This is a genomic window from Bacillus cereus group sp. RP29, from assembly GCF_040459765.1.
Taxonomy (GTDB): domain Bacteria; phylum Bacillota; class Bacilli; order Bacillales; family Bacillaceae_G; genus Bacillus_A; species Bacillus_A paranthracis.
In genome coordinates this window covers 1440393-1458415 of sequence record NZ_JARVHN010000001.1, presented here as the reverse complement: position 1 = coordinate 1458415, position 18023 = coordinate 1440393, and the positions used below count along the sequence as shown (strand labels likewise).

The following is an 18023-nucleotide window of genomic DNA, read 5'->3' as shown; positions in this document are numbered from 1 at the left end:
TTTATAATCCCAAAAACTTTTTGTAACCGCTTAACTTTCTGTCTTTATTTTAATATGTTATACTTTTTACGTCAATAGGTTTTTAGTATAACACATTAAATATTTTAAATTTAAATTAGTATGCGATATTCAAATAAAAAAACAGCCATATTTATACGTACGACTGTTTTACATTATTTATTCTTCGTATTCCGCATGCAAAGATGTAGATGGAACTAGAAATGAGAAAAACTGAGATAACTCAGCTGCTTCCTCTTCTGAGCCTAATTTGAAAACTTCCTGTAAATGTTGAACATTCTCTACATCATCTCGTCCAAGTAAAGTAGACCTTCCTGTTTGCATGCAAACAATAAGTGGCTTTCCAAAGAACATATTTGTATAAATAACACCAAAATCATAACGATTATCATGTGTCATAAACCCCAAAAATCGTACCTTCACACTTTCATGCTCATCATACAATTTTTCAAACATCGGTTTCCACCTTTCTACATCACCTTTCATTAGTATATTAAACAAAAAAAGGAATACTCCTTTTAATTGTCAAAAAATTCAGTAGGATGTAGAATGAGAGTATTCTACTAAGTTAGGGGGAACTTATATGCAACATGCCTTTATTACGCTTGTACCTAAATCCAATCAACAATCTGTTTCAATAGATGATATAAAACAACTTTTTCATTATTATAAAACAGTTACTTCCAAAACCGGTGTTCAAATTAATTACGCTTATACAAATACCGCTTTTCCGTATGAAATTTTAGATACATCAGCAACAACATTCAAACTACAATCTACTCACGATCGATATGACTCCATTTATGTTGGTGTCGGTATAGAAAAGGAACAAACTTATATTCAAGTTTCTTTACCACCTAATGCAACATTTGGTGATAAAGGAAAAGCAAATGAATTTTGCCGTTTTCTAGCGAAGAAATTAGAAGGAGAGTTAAAATTATTTAATGGAAGAACAATGTATTTCTATAAACGTTAATTTAAAAAATAGAAAATATAATTAAGAAAAGTATGCAATTTGAACACGTAAGGAATAATGCCTGCTTTCTAATTTGCAATACAAAATATGCGATCACATATGCTAAATAAAGAAATACAAAAAATAGAATAACTTTATAATGCAACTTATCACCATTTGACAATGATAATACAACGGAAAAACCACTCCATAATAAAAAATGATAAAATATAACATGTAATATTCTCATGGAACCTTCTCCTTTGACATGCTCTATTTTATTAATATATGGTATTAAGTTTGAATCAATTACATATTACACGAAAGCATATATATGGCTTTTGGATTTATATATGTTTTAACAATTCAATTAAATTATTATATATTCATTCGACAAGTACGTATAAAGACCTTGCAAGCCACTTTTATTATAAAATAAAAAATAGCCCATCTCTTTAAATAAGAGATGGGCTATTTTCATTACTTAAATTATTTTACAATGTGAATTGGCATTCCAAGAGCAACTTCAGCTGCTTCCATTGTGATTTCACCTAATGTTGGGTGAGCGTGGATTGTTTGAGCGATATCTTCTGCTGTCATTCCAGCTTCGATAGCTAAACCAATCTCAGAAATAATATCAGAAGCGCCTGCACCTGCAACTTGAGCACCTACAAGAAGACCATCTTCTTTACGTGTTACAAGTTGTAAGAAACCGTCAGTGCTGTTTAATGATAATGCACGACCGTTAGCAGCGAATGGGAACTTAGATACAGTTACAGTCATTCCAGCTTCTTCAGCTTGTTTCTTAGTGTAACCAACAGATGCTAATTCTGGATCAGTGAAGCATACTGCAGGAATTCCGATGTAATCGATAGCTGACGCATGGCCACTAATTGCTTCTACAGCTACTTTACCTTCGTAAGAAGCTTTGTGAGCTAATGGTGGTCCAGGAACGATATCACCGATTGCATAGATGTTTGGTACATTTGTACGACATTGCTCATCGATTTCGATGATGCCGCGGTCAGTCATTTTAACTCCAACTTGCTCAAGACCGATTTCTTGAGTGTTTGGACGACGACCTACAGTTACTAATACGTAATCTGCTTCTACAGTTTGGATTTCACCTTTAACTTCGAAGCTAACTTTTACGCCAGTTTCTGTTTCTTCAACGCCTTTAGCCATAGCTTTTGTATGGATTGTTACGTTACCTTTTTTCTGTAGAGCACGTTTAACAACAGAGCTCATAGCTTTTTCGAAACCAGCTAAGATTTCGTCGCCAGCTTCTACTACAGTAACTTCTGTACCGAAGTTAGCATATGCAGTACCTAATTCCATACCGATGTAACCGCCGCCGATTACAACAAGTTTTTTAGGAATTTCAGGTAAGCTTAAAGCACCTGTAGAGTTGATAACACGTTTAGAGTATTTGAATCCTGGAATTTCGATTGGTGTAGAACCAGTTGCAAGAACAGCATTTTTAAACGTATAAGTTTGAGCTGCATCTTCAGTCATTACGCGTAATGTGTTAGCATCTACGAAGTAAGCTTCACCGCGAATGATTTCAACTTTGTTACCTTTAAGAAGGCCTTCAACACCGCCAGTTAATTTCTTAACTACGCCGTTTTTCCATTCTTGAACTTTTGTAAAGTCAACTTTTACGTTCTCTGCAGTGATACCCATGTCATCAGAATGCATTGCATTCTCATAACGATGACCTGCATTGATTAACGCTTTTGAAGGAATACATCCAACGTTTAAGCATACGCCACCAAGGTTAGCTTTTTCAATAATCGCTACCTTTTGACCTAATTGTGCTGCACGAATTGCCGCAACGTATCCACCAGGACCTGCACCAACAACGACTGTATCTAATTCAATTGGGAAATCTCCTACTACCATTGTTATTACGCCTCCATTACTAATAATTGTGGGTCATTCAATAGACGTTTAATTTGGTTTAATGCTTTTTGAGCAGTTGCGCCGTCAATTAAACGATGGTCAAAGCTTAGAGATAATGCTAATACTGGAGCTGCAACGATCTCACCGTTTTTCACAACTGGTTTCTCAGCGATACGGCCGATACCAAGGATTGCTACTTCTGGGTGGTTGATAACTGGAGTGAACCATTGTCCACCTGCAGAACCAATGTTTGTAATTGTGCAAGAAGCGCCTTTCATTTCAGCAGGAGCTAAACGACCTTCACGTGCTTTACCAGCAAGATCATTGATCTCGTTAGAAATTGTGAAGATAGACTTGCGATCTGTATCTTTAACAACTGGTACTAATAGACCTTTGTCTGTATCAGCTGCGATACCGATGTTGAAGTAATGTTTATGAACTACTTCTTGAGAAGCATCATCTAAAGAAGTGTTTAACATTGGATATTCACGTAATGCAGATGTTAAAGCTTTAACAACGTATGGAAGGTAAGTTAATTTAATACCTTTGTCAGCTGCCACAGCTTTGAACTTCTTACGATGAGCAACAAGTTCAGTTACATCTACTTCATCCATTAATGTTACGTGAGGAGCTGTATGTTTAGAGTTAACCATTGCTTTCGCAATTGCTTTACGGATACCACTCATTTTCTCACGAGTTTCTGGATATTCACCAGCTGGGATTGGTTGTGCTTTTGGTGCTTCTTCTTTCGCTGCTGCTGGAGTAGCTTCTACTGCTGCTGGAGCCTCAGTTGCTGCTACTGCTTGTCCACCATTTGCAAATGCATCGATGTCAGCTTTTACGATACGACCGTTCTTACCAGAACCAGCTACTTTATGAATGTCTACGCCGTTTTCACGAGCATATTTACGAACAGATGGCATAGCGATTACGCGCTCATTTACTACTTCTGCAGTTGCTGCTGGAGTAGCTTCAGCTTTAGGAGCTTCTTCTTTTGCTTCTTCAGCTTTAGGAGCTTCGTCATGATCGTCGCCTTTAAATTTAAGGTTTTCGTATCCAGGAGCATCAAATTTAATTAATGTATCTCCAACTACTGCAACCGTACCTTCTTCTACAAGTACTTCAAGTACTTTACCTTTAACAGGAGAAGGAATTTCTACTACTGCTTTATCATTTTGTACTTCAAGAAGTACGTCGTCTTCGTTTACTTCGTCACCTGGTTTAATAAACCATTTTACGATTTCACCTTCGTGGATACCTTCACCGATATCTGGTAGTTTAAATTCAAATGCCACGGAATTCAGCCCCCTGATTCATTTCTTTATTATGGAATATGGCAAAAGAAATCAGCATGTGCTGATTTCTTTTGCACATGAATAAGTAAAAATTAGAAGTTCATTACTTTGTTAACAGCTTCAACAATATCTTTATGGTTTGGTAACCATACGCTCTCAGCTTGAGAGAATGGGAATACTGTATCAGCAGCTGCAACACGTACAACTGGAGCTTCTAAGTTTAAAATTGCACGGTCGTTAATTTCCGCTACAACGTTAGCTGCAATACCAGCTTGTTTTTGTGCTTCTTGAACGACAACTACGCGGCCTGTTTTTTCAACAGAAGCGATGATTGTTTCGATATCTAATGGTTGAACTGTACGTAAGTCAACAACTTCTAAAGAGATACCTTCTTTTTCAAGTTCTTCAGCAGCTTTTAATGCAGCGTGAACCATAGCACCGTAAGCGATAACAGATACATCTGTACCTTCACGTTTGATGTCAGCTTTGCCTAAATCAATTGTGTATTCACCTTCTGGTACATCTTGACGGAATGAACGGTACAATTTCATATGCTCTAAGTAGATAACTGGATCGTTGTCACGAATCGCAGAGATTAAAAGACCTTTTGCATCGTATGGAGTAGATGGAATAACAACTTTTAGACCAGGTTGTTGAGCCACTAAACCTTCTAAGCTATCAGCATGTAGTTCAGGAGTATGAACACCACCACCGAATGGAGAACGAACTGTTACTGGAGCAGTCCAACGTCCACCAGAACGGTAACGCATACGAGCTAATTGACCAGAAATTGAATCCATTACTTCATAAACGAAACCGAAGAATTGGATTTCTGGAACTGGACGGAATCCTTCAAGTGCAAGTCCAACTGCAAGTCCACCAATACCAGACTCTGCAAGTGGAGTATCCATTACACGGTCTTCACCGAATTCAGCTTGTAAACCTTCAGTAGCACGGAATACACCGCCGTTTACACCAACGTCTTCACCAAACACAAGTACGTTAGGGTCATTTTTCATTTCAACGCGTAAAGCATCAGTGATTGCTTGAATCATTGTCATTTGAGCCATGGCTTACTTCGACTCCTTTTCTTTGTAAATTTCATATTGTTCAGCTAAGTTGTAAGGCATTTTTTCGTACATGATTTCCATTAAATCAGTAACTTTTTGTTTTGGAGCTTGGTCAGCCTTAGCAATTGCTTGTTTGATATCTTCTTTTGCTTCTTCGATTACTTTCTCTTCAACTTCTTGAGACCATAGGCCTTTGTTTTCTAAGAATGCACGGAAGCGTACGATTGGATCTTTTTGTTCCCATTCGTTCTCGATATCTTTTGTACGGTAACGAGTTGGGTCATCACCAGCCATTGTATGTGGACCGTAACGGAATGTTAAAGTCTCGATTAAAGTAGGACCTTCACCATTTACTGCACGCTCACGAGCGAAAGCAGTTGCTGCGTATACAGCTAATGGATCCATACCGTCTACTTGAATTCCGTAAATACCTGCTGCTACTGCTTTTTGTGCTACAGTTTTAGCTGCAGATTGCTTTTCTACTGGAGTAGAGATTGCATAACGGTTGTTTTGTACAACGAAGATTGCTGGAGCTTTGAATGCACCCGCAAAGTTCATACCTTCGTAGAAGTCACCTTGTGAAGCACCACCGTCACCAGTGTAAGTAATTGCAACAGATTTTTTACCACGTAATTTCATACCTAACGCAACACCAGCAGTTTGGATGATTTGCGCACCGATGATGATTTGTGGAGCAAGTGCATTTACGTTCTCAGGCATTTGGTTACCCATGAAATGTCCACGAGAGAATAAGAATGCTTGGTATAATGGTAAACCGTGCCATACTAATTGTGGCACATCACGATATCCTGGTAAGATGAAATCTTCTGCTTCAAGTGCGAAATGACTTGCTAATTGAGAAGCCTCTTGTCCAGCTGTTGGTGCGTAGAAACCTAAACGTCCTTGACGGTTTAAAGAAATAGAACGTTGATCTAGTACGCGAGTATACACCATACGGCGCATTAATTCTTTTAATTGATCATCAGATAATTCAGGCATAGCTGCTTCATTCACAACTTCGCCTTTTTCATTTAAAATTTGTAATGTTTCAAATTGAGCTGCGATAGCTTTCATTTGCTCATCAACATTAAATAGGGTCTTTTTTGTTTTAGTACCCATTCCGTTCACCTCTTCCTCTCTTGAACCATATTCTGAAACGCTTTCACTATCTATTAGCTAGATGGAAACCGCAACAATGTAAACCAACAAATTTATTTGCCGGTTGAGAATAATTTTGTGTACCTAACAATCTGTACTAATGTTTTTTCAGAAACATATTAATACAATCTTGATCACGTTTTTTAGTTTACAACTATTCTAATTACGATGTCAATTACTTTGAATACGTTTTTTTATAAATAATCTGCAGGTTTCTCCTACACAAACGTGTTTTTATTTTTCACATCTGTATTAGTAAGCATTAACCTACTGTTATATTATTCCCTTTTTAACTTGTTTTTTCTCTTAGAATAATATGTAAACGATTTAATTCCCTTTAGTTTTTCTCTCTTCTTAGCAAAAATATACAAACTCTTCTTCCTTTTATAGGTAATTACCCATACATTTCTACTCTTCCCTCCATACATTATAGTAACCGCAGTATTAGCGGGAAATGATAAAGGAGGTCATCTCATGTACGGATATTCATATTGCTATCCAACTTGTTCATATCCTTCCTACGGTTATGGCGGTTCTTGTGGTGGGTCTGGACGCGGCTTCGCCTTAATCGTTGTGTTGTTTATTCTTTTAATTATCGTTGGTGCTGCTTGCATTCGCTAATGTAAAATGAAACAACTATGGAAAGAAAGAGACGGCTCTGCCGTCTCTTTCTTTTTATTCCTACATAACCGATCTATCTTCCCCTTACTTGCCGATGACTTTTTCCATCTCCTTTGGTAGACTAAAAAGGAAAGGAGAGATTACATATGCTTACAATGAAAGATGTAATTCGCGAAGGAGATCCTATTTTGCGAAACGTTGCAGAAGAGGTAGTACTACCAGCGAGCGAAGAAGATACAAATACTCTTAAGGAAATGATTGAATTTGTAATAAATAGCCAAGATCCTGAAATGGCTGAAAAATATAGTTTACGCCCTGGAATCGGATTAGCGGCTCCGCAAATCGGTATTTCAAAAAGAATGATTGCGGTTCATGTAACAGATACGGACGGTACGTTATATAGTCATGCATTATTCAATCCAAAAATCATTAGCCATTCTGTTGAACGTACATATTTACAAAGTGGTGAAGGCTGTCTATCAGTAGACCGTGAAGTACCTGGTTATGTCCCTCGTTATACAAGAATTACAGTGAAAGCAACTTCTATTAACGGCGAAGAAGTAAAGTTACGTTTAAAAGGGTTACCAGCAATTGTATTTCAACATGAAATTGACCATTTAAATGGTGTTATGTTCTATGATCACATTAATAAAGAAAATCCATTTGCCGCTCCTGACGATTCAAAACCTCTAGAGCGATAGTAAAAAAGGCGGAATATACTCTTCCGCCTTTTTACTATATGAAATAGATTCCATATTCACTTATAGCAATCCAGCCCATTTTAAACCATGATATATACCGTCTTCACTAACATCCTTTGTCACATGATTTGCAAGTTTTTTCAAGTCTTCATGACCATTCCCCATCACAATACCTGTCCCAACTGCTTCAATCATTTCTAAATCATTTAAGCCATCCCCAAATGCATACACTTGTTCACGGTTAAATCCTAATTTTTCAATGAATTTCTCAATCCCTTTTGCCTTAGAACCACCATTTGGAATAATATCCATTGAATACGCATGCCAGCGAATAAAATGAAAGTCTGGGTACTGATTTATAAACTTTTCTTCTTCATTTACTTCACAGAAAAGAAGTGTTTGATAAATATTACGCTTCTCATAAAAATCAGGTTCATATGCCGGATGCTCAAAATGTAAACTGCCAAACCCTTCTTTCACATAATCATGATATTCCACTGATGCTCTCATTTCTTGATGATCAAGATATACAAGTGGATATCCTTCTTGTTTTGCAAACTGAGTAAACTTATGTAGAGCAGCTGGATGTAATGGGTTATTAAATACTACCTCATCTTCAAATACAACGTACTGTCCATTAAAGCTAACATAATTGTGGATATTAAGTTCCTTACGAATATCTTCGAACATAAATGGCGCACGTCCTGTCGCAATTGCTACATGCACGCCTTTTTCTTGTAACTGCCTTACTGCGTCTCGCGTAGATTGCGGAATCTTCTTATCATGATCTAATAATGTTCCATCAATATCAAAAAAGACAATTTTATCATTCATTTGTCAAAATCCTTTCTGTTACTCTATATTCCTATTTTGATTATCGCTTTTCAAATACTAAAAAAAAGTATAACATATTAAACATCTGTGAAGAAAGCGTTCACTTTCTGACCTTATTTATGAAACCTGCATATATATATTAGTAAAAAATGTGGATACTTGTTCGTATGAATTTTCTTTTCTATTCTTTCTCATACTATAGCTATAACTAACGGCTACTAATCGTTACTATAGAATAACTTTCTCTGTATGAGAAAAGACAAGATTCAACATTCACTTTTGTCCTCTTTCTTATATCAGAGACGGCGTTTTCACTAGTAATATGCATGTTTAAAATAAGGAAAGGAAGGAGTAATCATGCTGAAGAAGCTGAAGAAAAAGCTGAAGCGTTATTTAAAAGATCTAGTCCGTAAAAAGACGATCGCTTAAATTGTGCCCATTTCGGGCTTTTTCTTCATTCTCATTCGAAAAAACATGAAAATCGTGACTGTTTGCTTTATAATAAGTAACAGATAATGCAAAACATAGACAAGGAGAGGTTTTCCAAATGATTTTTAAAGTATTTTATCAAGAAAAAATGACTGAGGTTCCAGTACGTGAAAATACAAAAGTTTTATATTTAGAGGCTACGTCTGAGAAGGATGTTCGTACAAAATTAAATAAGTTCGCATATAATATCGAATTCGTTCAGTCTGTGACTGGCAATCATCTTGAATATGAAAAAGAAAACGCTGATTTAACATTAGCGGAAATCGTATAGTCATATGAAATTTCTAAAGAATGATCAAGCAGCCGTTTTTGCTTTAGGTGGTCTTGGTGAAATCGGTAAAAATACATATGCTGTTCAATTTCAAGATGAAATTATTATAATTGACGCTGGAATTAAGTTTCCAGAAGACGAACTCCTCGGAATCGATTATGTAATACCAGATTACACTTATTTTGTGCGAAACGAAGATAAAATTAAAGGATTATTCATTACACATGGTCACGAAGATCATATCGGTGGAATTCCTTACTTATTACGTCAAGTGAACATTCCGATTTATGGCGGAAAATTAGCAATTGCACTAATCAAAAACAAATTAGAAGAGCACGGATTACTTCGTAAAGCAAAGCTTTATGAAATTCAAGAAGATGATGTTATTAAATTTAAAAAGACATCTGTTTCCTTCTTCCGTACAACTCACAGTATCCCAGATTCATACGGAGTTGTTGTGAAAACACCTCAAGGACAAGTGGTTCATACTGGAGATTTCAAATTTGACTTCACACCGGTTGGTGAACCAGCGGACTTAACAAAAATGGCTGAAATCGGAAAAGACGGTGTACTTTGTCTCTTATCTGACAGTACAAACAGTGAAGTTCCAAACTTTACAATGTCTGAGCGCCGTGTTGGTGATAGTATTCAAGATATTTTCCGCAAAGTAGAAGGTCGTATTATCTTCGCAACCTTTGCATCAAATATCCATCGCTTGCAACAAGTCGTTGAAGCGGCTGTTGAAAACAATCGTAAAGTGGCTGTATTTGGCCGAAGTATGGAGGCAGCGATTGAAATCGGACAAAACCTCGGTTATATTCGCTGTCCGAAAGATACATTCATAGATGCATCTCAATTAAATCGTCTACCGGCTAATAAAGTTGTTATTTTATGTACAGGTAGTCAAGGGGAGCCAATGGCAGCACTTTCACGTATTGCTAATGGTACCCATCGTCAAATTCAAATTATTCCTGGCGACACAGTTGTGTTCTCTTCTTCACCAATCCCTGGTAATACAATTAGTGTAAGCCGTACAATTAATATGTTGTACCGTGCTGGTGCTGATGTAATCCACGGAAAACTGTCAAACATTCATACGAGTGGACACGGTGGACAAGAAGAACAAAAACTAATGCTTCGTCTAATTAAACCGAAGTATTTCATGCCAATTCATGGTGAATATCGTATGCAACGTATGCATATGAAATTAGCAAATGATTGTGGTATTCCAGAAGAAAACTGTTTCATTATGGATAATGGTGATGTTCTTGCCTTACGTTCAGATGAAGCAAGTGTAGCTGGTAAAATACCATCTGGATCTGTTTATATTGACGGAAATGGTATTGGAGATATCGGTAATATCGTATTACGCGATCGTCGTATCCTTTCTGAAGAAGGACTTGTTATTGTCGTTGTAAGCATTGATATGAAAGAATTTAAAGTTGCAGCAGGGCCTGATATTATCTCACGTGGTTTCGTTTATATGCGCGAAAGTAGTGATTTAATTAATGATGCTCAAACATTAATTACAACTCATTTAGAAAAAGTAATGGAACGTAAAACAACGCAATGGTCTGAAATTAAAAATGAAATTACAGATACATTAGCACCATTCCTATATGAGAAAACGAAACGTCGCCCAATGATTTTACCAATCATTATGGAGATATAAGAAAAAGGACAATACCTTTATGGTATTGTCCTTTTCTCTTATCTTAAAAAGTGCTTGAAACGATCTACTTCATCGTCATGACCAATTACAATTAATATATCTCCCGCTTGAATGTTTTCCGTAGCTCGAGGAGATACAATAACTTCTTTACCACGTTTAATCGCTACAATATTCAATCCAAACTTCGCACGAATATCTAATTCGATTAAAGAATGACCATCGATTTTTTTATTTGCAATAATCTCTACAATGCTATGCTCATCTGAAAGCTCAAGATAGTCTAATACATTACTTGATGCAATATTATTAGCAATCCTTTTTCCCATATCACGCTCTGGGTGCACAATGTGATCTGCTCCTATTTTACTTAATACTTTTTCATGGTAATCATTTTGAGCTTTTACAGTAATATTTTTTACACCTAACTCTTTCAGAATTAACGTTGTTAAAATACTTGAATTCAAATTGTCCCCAATCGCAACGACTACATGATCAAAATTACGAATACCAAGACTTTTTAATACCATCTCATCTGTTGAATCTGCAATTACAGCATGTGAAGCTATATTTGCAAACTCATTAATTTTATCCTCATCTGAGTCAATTGCCATTACTTCCATACCTAATTGAGCAAGTTCTCGACAAATACTTCCACCAAAACGCCCAAGCCCAATGACAGCAAATTCTTTCTCTTTTTCACCCACAGGAATTCCTCCAATAACATCGAATACTATGTATTTTTATTGTAACATACTTTAGATTTGCTACAAAAACCTGTATATCATTCTTTATTTTTGTTTTTGCATATAAAAATACTGTTGTAAATAAAATGCGATACTGAAAATTAACATACCAAATACAAATATGTTTCCAAATGAACTAAACGTTTCAAAAACGAATAATAACGTTTCTTGTCCGAAGAAAGCAAATAATAGTTGTGTGAATGCGAATAGCAATGCCAATATATAATGGTGTTGATGAAATAAATAATGCGTTGCACCTAAAAAAGCGATAAACGAAAGAATGAAAATCCACCAATTTTCTAAAAACAGTTGCCAATTCGTAAATTGATACCCATTTACTAATATCGCAATAATTGCTATAACCGCCATCGTTGGCACACTCCATAACAATGCACGCCCTCTAAAGAAATGCGTACCTTTTACATCTCCCTTTTCATTTGCAATGTATGTTAGCACGACAGTACTTATATACAACACAGAGAGAATTGTTAAAACAATTATGAGCCAAAAATGCAACTGATAATATTCATGTTCTATATTCGTCACGATAGCAGCTAGCATACACGGTATTAGCATTCCCGTCCAACCATCTACTTTTCTCTCATTCCAAAATACCGTATTACCAATACGAATTCCTAATAGCATAAAAATAATGATACCTAGTACAAATAATGTAGTCTTATTTCCTACTAAGCTCGTTGAAAAAGCAATTAATCCAATAAATAAAAAAAGAACAAACCCATTCATAATTTCTAGTACAGGTGATAAATACCTTTTCACCCAGTTGTATGTCTCTTCATATTCATTATTATTCGCTAAACGGTAGGCATAAAAACTTATCCCAAAATAAACCGCCGCAATAATAACATATGTATATAAAACAAAACATAAAATCGCACTGCTAATCTGCACGTAATTCCCCACCCTTTTTTCTACGTTTCACCTTGATTTTACACACTTTCCACACGAATTGTAAACATATATAAGCTAGTTAACTAATCATCTTCTCAATAAGCGATAATGAATAATGAGCAGCGGCTCAAAACCACTGCTCATTATTTTATCCATTTGTATGCCGATGTGTATTCAAAACAAATATGAAAAATGTTTTCACCTTGGAACTAACGAATACCCACCAAGTTGGCGAGCAAATTTACTTTCTAGTTCCCTTCCATTTTACATATTGATCTAAAAATACGATAGCTTTCTCAATAGCCTCTTCATCTGGCTTTAATTTTGCATGATGTAAACCATATTCTGAATTTACCCCAAGCCAAAACATAAATCCAGGAATCTCTTGAAGCATATAACCAAAATCTTCACCTGTCATTGCCTCAGTACATGTAATTACTTTCATATCAGTTTGTTCACTTACAAATTGCATAAACTCTCTCGTTAATGCTTCATGATTGTATACTTGATGATACATCGCTCCGTAGTCAATAACGGCTTCACATTGGAAGGAAGCTTCTATACCTGCAACAATTGCCTCAATCCTACTTTTAACACGGCTCATCGATTCCACTGATAACGTTCGGATCGTTCCCTCTAATCGAGACTTTTCTGCTATGATATTTTGAACTGTACCGCCTGTTATTTTTCCGATTGTAATTACTGCACTATCAAGTGGGTTTACATTACGACTAATAACAGACTGAAGCTGTGTAACAAGGTGACTAGCTGCGACAATCATATCATTTGCAGTATGAGGATAAGCTGCATGTCCACCTTTCCCCTTTAAATCAACATATAACTCTGATGTATTTGCAAATAATAGCCCCTCTTTTGTAGCAATTGTCCCTACAGGGTATTCAGGTGCAATATGAAGGCCGAGAATAATATTTGGCTTCCATTCTTTTAACTCTTCACTCTCTAACATAGGAAGAGCCCCTCCAGGCCCTTCTTCAGCTGGTTGGAATAGAAATACAAGGTCATCATCTATTCTTTCTGTTACAGCTGCTGTTAGGAGGCCTAAACCGATTGTCGTATGTAAGTCATGTCCACATGCATGCATCATTCCTTCATGAACAGAAGCGAACTCATATCCAGTTTCCTCTGTAATTGGTAAACCGTCTATATCTGCGCGATAACCTATAACTTTTTCTGGATTCCTTCCCTTTACTTTAACAATAACACCTGTTCTCCACACTTTCACTTCCACATGTTCATTCGAAAGCGTTCCTATGTAATCTAAAATATACTGTTGTGTTTTCCACTCTTTAAATCCAATTTCCGGTATTTTATGTAAGTCTCTACGAATTTGAACGAATTTGCTTACTACCATTTTTGCACCTCTATCTATAAAAAGCGTAAGAGCCTGTTTATGCTCTTACGCTTTTTTGTTTTTATTTCTCTGGGTTTAATTGACGAAGTTCTTGTTTAATTTCAGTTTTTGCTTTTGTCTTCTCATCAATCTCTTTAATTACACGTGCTGGAGTACCTGCTACAACTGTATATGGAGGTACATCTTCTGTTACAACAGCTCCTGCTGCTACAACTGCACCTTTACCTACTGTAACTCCCTCTAACACAACTACGTTAGCACCAATAACAACATCGTCTTCAACGATAACTGGTTTTGCTGAAGGTGGCTCAATAACACCTGCAAGTACTGCGCCTGCACCTACGTGACAGTTCTTACCAACAGTTGCACGTCCACCAAGTACCGCGTTCATGTCGATCATAGACCCTTCACCAATTACAGCACCGATATTAATTGTTGCATTCATCATAATAACAGCGTTGTCGCCGATTTCAACGTGGTCACGAATAATCGCACCTGGCTCAATACGAGCTTTAATACCTTTTAAATCAAGCATTGGAATTGCAGAATTACGACGGTCATTTTCAACAACGTAATCAACAATGTACTTGCTATTTTCATCTAGAATTGTCTTAATTTCAGACCATTCTCCAAATAATACACCAGACTTTTTATTTACAAATGCTTGTACCGTTTCAGGGAATGTTACTTCTTTTAAATCCCCTTTTATGTATACCTTTACAGGAGTTTTCTTTTCACTTTTTTGAATAAACGAAATAATTTCGTTAGCGTCCATCATTTTCATTCTTGTTGCCTCCTAAATCCATTTATAATGTTACTCTACCAAACGATAGGGCGAGTAGCAAGATAATAATCCTATTTTTCCATTTGAATTTCTTCTATAATTTCTAAAAATGCTTGTACTTGCTTCAATTGTCTAGCTGATTCACTCGTCAATAACCATGTTTCTCTCGTTAATTGGACAGGTGTTTTATACATATTTTCCTGTACTTCTTTTAGAACAGTAGAAGGTAAAAGAGCATAACCTATACCATTTAAAACGAGTTGTTTGCAAGTCTCAATTTGATCAACGACAATCGTTCTCTTAGGTGGATTAGAAAATAAACCATACCACCAATTTTGTATTTGTCCATAATAAGTCGAATCACTTTTAAATTGAATAAATGGTCTATTTGTTTCTTTTAACATCGAAATATCTTTTATTTCTTTATCCACTAAATAAAGTTCATCTTCAAATAATTGTTGCTTCTGGCCTTTATATTCTTGTGTTCCTCTCAATATAGCAACATGCACGTCTCCTTCATAAAATTGCTTTTGCACCTCACTACTCCAGCCAGTAAACAGCGATATTTTTACAGAAGGATATTTATGTACAAACTTCTTCAAAACAGGAGGAAGCCAATATTGACCAATAACTGATGCGACAGCTATTTTTAACGTCCCGTGAGTTTCTGTTCTAAAAACAGCTAGTTCACTTTTAATATCCTCTTCCCTTTGTAGCATTTCTTTTGCGTAATTTGCAACTTTTTCCCCTTCAGGTGTAATTGTCAATCCTTTTTGCGAGCGAATAAAAAACTTCATTCCCCATTGTTTCTCCATAGATTGTAATCGTTGACTAAGCGCAGGTTGTGAAACAAATAAACGTTCCGCCGCTTTTCTCATATTTGATTCCTGTGCTAACACAACCATCATTTGAAAATCATCAATTTGCAACTTTCTCCCTCTTTCCTTAGCTTCCATACACCTTATCTCAATAAGCTTTTCATCCGTAATTTAACTACATACGCTTATATTTTTTATCTTTTTAAATATAATACATACACAACTGATATGCACGAAAAAAAAGTGACTTCTTCGGTTCTATGAAGTCACTTTTCTCACATTATCGATTATGTTGCCTTACTTTTTTATTCAACAATTTTAAAATCGCTCGACGTGTTAAAATCCCCTCAAAATACCCATCTTCATTGACAGCGCAAATAAATGGATGATCAATAGTCATTTCTAATGCTTTTGCAAACGAATCTTCTAACTTAAGAACCGGAATATCTTTCTTCATTACTTGCTCTACTTTCATCTCTTCAAGTCTTTCAAACTCAATGCGTTCTAGCCCTAACATACCGTCTAAAATCATAGCAGTACTAATTAACCCGTGCAATTTGTACATCGGGTCCAAAACAGGTATCGCCGAATATCCAGATTTCACAAGTACGAGTAAAGCATGCTCTAAACCATTCCCTATTTGAACGTGTGCTACTTTTTCTGATGAAATCATTAAATCTTTTACAAAAATTTGTTGAAACTCGTCTTTTGGAATACTAATCATATTACATCCCCCATTTTCCCTTTTTCCTGCTTATAATCACCGGCTCTATTCACATTTTATGACAGCGTTTTCATATTATTATTTTGTCCTTACATTCTTTCAGTAAAAAACAAAATTACACAGCTATTTTAGCATATAACACAAAAAAAAGACTACCATTCCGGTAGCGCTTAATACCCTTTATTTTTTAATCTGTAAAATAACCTTGTGATTTTTTTATATTGCATCACGTCTGTCTTTTTTAAACCATTCTCGATATCTGTAAGTTCCACAGCTAAAATTTCACTCGCATAATTTTGCTGAAATAAAATATCTAGTAACAAACTTTCCTCTTCTTCCGTTAAAACAAAATCCCTTTTCATATACCCCTCTCCTTATACTCACATCGTTACCATTATTATATAAAATTTTCAGCCTATTTAATAGATGTAATATTCAGTTTTTAGTGGAAGAAATATATAAATTGTTTTTATTTCGTATATCGATTCGCATAACTAAACGCCGCATAAGCATCTGGCTTAATTTTTGCAGTTAATCCCATCGCTTGAATTTTCGCTGTCATATCTAGAATAAATTCTTTTGTTAAACCATCATTTCCGATATCTAAGTGAATCTCCATTATAAAACCAGCCCCATCTTGAGCATATGGATGCAATAAATCCCATATTGTTTGTATATGATTTGGAGTAAATAGGCATGCGATTTCTTGACTAAACTGCGTCTCTAAATATATTTTCTCACGTAAAGTTGCTGGCTTATCTTTTACTGATTGATGGTGTAAACACCCCCAGGCTCCTTTTCCAACGCGATGAATATGAATTGCTGTAATAAACCTCGTATCCTTTTGATGTGCTTGTGAGTCTGTCCCAATGGATAAACGATATAAATTTCGCGGATCCTTTTCAATGAAGTTACAAATACGGGTAAAGACCATATCAAAATTTAAATGCCTCTCTGAAACATTATAAAATTTATGTTCACCGGCCACATAGTCACGTCCTTTCAATTAGACAGACTTTTCGTATTCTCATTGTATGGGACAAAAACAAAAATTATAACTCCCTACCCTTTATTCGTTTCAATATTCCGAATTACATAATGGCAAACTTGGCACGTATAAATTACGTTTTGATTCGATTGAGCCGTTAGTACATGAATAATCTCAGCAGAATTGTGACAATTAGGACAAATCACAACTGGTAAACGTTCCATATAACACACCTCCTCACTATTTTCATCCCGCTATTTACTATCCGTCCTCAATTGGTGATGGATAATAAGCTGTATAGGACGAAGAAACCCTACTAATTACACTTTCACTTTATTACCATTGTAGGAAAAATGAAAAATCCTTATACATATATACTAAAAGTAATAGAACTAAAAAAGGTGTTGCCCTATGGCAACACCTTTTTTATATGTATCAAGAAATGATATCGTAAATCTCAATTGCAACCATGTCGATATTATCGAATTGATACACTTGAGGTTTTTCACCTTGTTGATACACTTCTAACTCATACATTTCACTTTTATCGAAAAATTTCACGCTACATTTGCGCTCACCGTTCACTTCAAAATAGCGTTGTGCTACTTCACCGCTTTCAGCTTGTTCTTGTAGACTAACAAGTCGAGTTAAAATTCCTTGGAGTAGAGACATGAAATCTCTCCTTTCTCTGATCTT

At 35.9% G+C, this 18023-nt stretch carries 22 protein-coding genes; 5 read left to right on the top strand and 17 right to left on the bottom strand.

Annotation, left to right across the window (positions count from 1 at the left end; translation table 11 throughout):
- Nucleotides 1–177: 177 nt before the first annotated feature.
- The gene (locus QCI47_RS07740) at nt 178–474 is read right to left on the bottom strand and encodes a DUF3055 domain-containing protein (RefSeq protein ID WP_001993838.1); all 297 of its coding nucleotides are present in this window, start codon (nt 472–474) and stop codon (nt 178–180) included.
- Nucleotides 475–601: 127 nt separating this feature from the next.
- Between QCI47_RS07740 and QCI47_RS07735 the strand changes: the two genes are divergently transcribed.
- Nucleotides 602–994, top strand: coding sequence for a DUF1885 family protein (locus QCI47_RS07735; RefSeq protein ID WP_001163309.1), 393 nt, complete (start codon nt 602–604; stop codon nt 992–994).
- Nucleotide 995: 1 nt separating this feature from the next.
- Here QCI47_RS07735 and QCI47_RS07730 read toward each other — a convergent pair whose 3' ends face one another.
- The 5 genes from QCI47_RS07730 to pdhA form a co-directional block, all read right to left on the bottom strand.
- A complete protein-coding gene (locus tag QCI47_RS07730) occupies nt 996–1223 on the bottom strand; it encodes a hypothetical protein (RefSeq protein WP_001221351.1) in 228 nt (75 codons plus the stop codon).
- A 239-nt stretch (nt 1224–1462) separates the two neighbouring features.
- The gene (gene lpdA, locus QCI47_RS07725) at nt 1463–2875 is read right to left on the bottom strand and encodes a dihydrolipoyl dehydrogenase (protein ID WP_000260111.1); all 1413 of its coding nucleotides are present in this window, start codon (nt 2873–2875) and stop codon (nt 1463–1465) included.
- Nucleotides 2876–2880: 5 nt separating this feature from the next.
- Entirely contained in the window at nt 2881–4170 is a 1290-nt protein-coding gene (gene pdhC, locus QCI47_RS07720) for a pyruvate dehydrogenase complex dihydrolipoyllysine-residue acetyltransferase (protein ID WP_000863427.1), read from the bottom strand.
- A gap of 92 nt (nt 4171–4262) precedes the next feature.
- Complete coding sequence (gene pdhB, locus QCI47_RS07715) at nt 4263–5240, bottom strand: pyruvate dehydrogenase complex E1 component subunit beta (RefSeq protein ID WP_000068166.1); 978 nt, start codon at nt 5238–5240, stop codon at nt 4263–4265.
- Between the two features lie 3 nt (nt 5241–5243).
- The gene (gene pdhA / locus QCI47_RS07710; RefSeq protein ID WP_000536893.1) at nt 5244–6359 is read right to left on the bottom strand and encodes a pyruvate dehydrogenase E1 component subunit alpha; all 1116 of its coding nucleotides are present in this window, start codon (nt 6357–6359) and stop codon (nt 5244–5246) included.
- Between the two features lie 513 nt (nt 6360–6872).
- Between pdhA and QCI47_RS07705 the strand changes: the two genes are divergently transcribed.
- Both QCI47_RS07705 and def read left to right on the top strand, forming a co-directional pair.
- Complete coding sequence (locus tag QCI47_RS07705) at nt 6873–7019, top strand: YjcZ family sporulation protein (protein WP_000274562.1); 147 nt, start codon at nt 6873–6875, stop codon at nt 7017–7019.
- Nucleotides 7020–7165: 146 nt separating this feature from the next.
- The gene (gene def, locus QCI47_RS07700; protein WP_000957059.1) at nt 7166–7720 is read left to right on the top strand and encodes a peptide deformylase; all 555 of its coding nucleotides are present in this window, start codon (nt 7166–7168) and stop codon (nt 7718–7720) included.
- A 60-nt stretch (nt 7721–7780) separates the two neighbouring features.
- Here def and QCI47_RS07695 read toward each other — a convergent pair whose 3' ends face one another.
- Entirely contained in the window at nt 7781–8554 is a 774-nt protein-coding gene (locus tag QCI47_RS07695) for a Cof-type HAD-IIB family hydrolase (protein ID WP_000998288.1), read from the bottom strand.
- 547 nt (nt 8555–9101) lie between these two features.
- Here QCI47_RS07695 and QCI47_RS07690 point away from each other — a divergent pair.
- Nucleotides 9102–9314, top strand: coding sequence for a DNA-dependent RNA polymerase subunit epsilon (locus QCI47_RS07690; protein WP_000576444.1), 213 nt, complete (start codon nt 9102–9104; stop codon nt 9312–9314).
- Between the two features lie 4 nt (nt 9315–9318).
- On the top strand, nt 9319–10986 hold the full coding sequence (rnjA, locus tag QCI47_RS07685; RefSeq protein ID WP_000670368.1) for a ribonuclease J1: 1668 nt from the start codon (nt 9319–9321) through the stop codon (nt 10984–10986).
- 38 nt (nt 10987–11024) lie between these two features.
- Here rnjA and QCI47_RS07680 read toward each other — a convergent pair whose 3' ends face one another.
- The 10 genes from QCI47_RS07680 to QCI47_RS07635 form a co-directional block, all read right to left on the bottom strand.
- Nucleotides 11025–11690, bottom strand: a complete 666-nt coding sequence (locus tag QCI47_RS07680) for a potassium channel family protein (protein WP_000504032.1) — start codon at nt 11688–11690, stop codon at nt 11025–11027.
- Nucleotides 11691–11774: 84 nt separating this feature from the next.
- On the bottom strand, nt 11775–12641 hold the full coding sequence (locus QCI47_RS07675; RefSeq protein ID WP_001167329.1) for a hypothetical protein: 867 nt from the start codon (nt 12639–12641) through the stop codon (nt 11775–11777).
- 241 nt (nt 12642–12882) lie between these two features.
- Entirely contained in the window at nt 12883–14013 is a 1131-nt protein-coding gene (locus tag QCI47_RS07670) for an N-acetyldiaminopimelate deacetylase (RefSeq protein ID WP_000261645.1), read from the bottom strand.
- 61 nt (nt 14014–14074) lie between these two features.
- Nucleotides 14075–14797 (bottom strand): 2,3,4,5-tetrahydropyridine-2,6-dicarboxylate N-acetyltransferase, encoded by a 723-nt coding sequence (gene dapD, locus QCI47_RS07665; RefSeq protein WP_000783248.1) that lies wholly within the window; start codon nt 14795–14797, stop codon nt 14075–14077.
- Nucleotides 14798–14868: 71 nt separating this feature from the next.
- Nucleotides 14869–15753, bottom strand: a complete 885-nt coding sequence (locus tag QCI47_RS07660) for a transcriptional regulator CcpC (protein ID WP_001984809.1) — start codon at nt 15751–15753, stop codon at nt 14869–14871.
- 142 nt (nt 15754–15895) lie between these two features.
- Complete coding sequence (gene cbpB / locus QCI47_RS07655) at nt 15896–16339, bottom strand: cyclic-di-AMP-binding protein CbpB (RefSeq protein WP_000623568.1); 444 nt, start codon at nt 16337–16339, stop codon at nt 15896–15898.
- 170 nt (nt 16340–16509) lie between these two features.
- Complete coding sequence (gene abbA, locus QCI47_RS07650) at nt 16510–16701, bottom strand: antirepressor AbbA (protein WP_000817428.1); 192 nt, start codon at nt 16699–16701, stop codon at nt 16510–16512.
- Nucleotides 16702–16808: 107 nt separating this feature from the next.
- Nucleotides 16809–17327: a ribonuclease H-like YkuK family protein gene (locus tag QCI47_RS07645; RefSeq protein WP_000896650.1), complete on the bottom strand. Its 519-nt coding sequence runs from the start codon at nt 17325–17327 to the stop codon at nt 16809–16811.
- Between the two features lie 74 nt (nt 17328–17401).
- Nucleotides 17402–17551 (bottom strand): hypothetical protein, encoded by a 150-nt coding sequence (locus tag QCI47_RS07640; protein WP_000440537.1) that lies wholly within the window; start codon nt 17549–17551, stop codon nt 17402–17404.
- Nucleotides 17552–17762: 211 nt separating this feature from the next.
- Nucleotides 17763–17999, bottom strand: a complete 237-nt coding sequence (locus QCI47_RS07635; protein WP_000055151.1) for a YkuJ family protein — start codon at nt 17997–17999, stop codon at nt 17763–17765.
- Nucleotides 18000–18023 lie beyond the last annotated feature (24 nt).